The organism is Candidatus Regiella insecticola LSR1, from assembly GCF_000143625.1.
Lineage (GTDB): Bacteria > Pseudomonadota > Gammaproteobacteria > Enterobacterales > Enterobacteriaceae > Regiella > Regiella insecticola.
In genome coordinates, this window is record NZ_GL379677.1 from 1 (window position 1) to 1,014 (window position 1,014).

Sequence of the window (1,014 nt, forward strand, 5' to 3'; positions counted from 1 at the left end):
GGTGATTTTTTCACGTTTGGTAAAAACAAACCAAACATACCACCAATGTGGTTGACAACCAGTGGAATATTTTTTCTTTTAGCCACAGCGCAAAGATCTTGAGCCAATTTATCCGTTAGTTCTGTTAACCTGTGATAAACGCCATCCTTAGATAACTCCTGCAAGCAGGCAACACCCGCCGCCATGGCGATAGGATTACCAGACAGGGTGCCAGCTTGGTAAACGGAACCACTAGGGGCGAGTTTCCTCATTATTTCAGCTTTTCCACCGAATGCCCCTACCGGTAAACCTCCCCCGATAATTTTCCCCAAACAGGTGAGATCCGGATCTACATTATAATAGGCTTGTGCTCCCCCTAATGCGACCCGAAATCCGGTCATCACTTCATCGATAATTAACAAGGCACCAAATTGATCACATAAAACACGTAAACCAGACAAAAAACCCTCGACAGGTAACACACAGTTCATATTCCCTGCAACCGGCTCAACGATAATGCAAGCTACCTGATCAGGATATCGCTCAAATACTTCTTGTACCGACATCAAATCATTATAGGTACAATTAAGCGTATGTTTAGCAAAATCAGCCGGGATACCCAAGGTACTGGGTTGCCCAAAGGTTAACGCGCCAGAGCCCGCTTTTACCAGTAAAGAATCGACATGGCCGTGATAACAGCCCTCAAATTTGATGACTTTATCACGCTGAGTATAACCACGTGCCAATCGAATAGCGCTCATAGTGGCTTCAGTACCTGAATTAACCATCCGCACCATCTGCATACTGGGTACCTTTTTCGTGATCAACTCTGCCATTTTGACTTCAATTTCAGTCGGTGCGCCGAAGCTTAAGCCTTGCTGAGCCGCTTTAATCACAGCGTCACGAATAACAGGATGATTGTGCCCCAGCACCATGGGACCCCATGAGCCAACGTAATCAATGTATTCTTTATCATCGACATCGTATAAATAAGCCCCTTCAGCGCGTTTAATAAATAATGGTTTTTCCTCCCAC

1 protein-coding gene is annotated in these 1,014 nt (G+C 45.2%); it reads right to left on the minus strand.

Annotated elements, in window-relative coordinates:
- Nucleotides 1-1,014 (minus strand): glutamate-1-semialdehyde 2,1-aminomutase (hemL, locus tag REG_RS09325; RefSeq protein ID WP_006705406.1); only part of this gene is annotated, 1,014 nt, incomplete at both ends.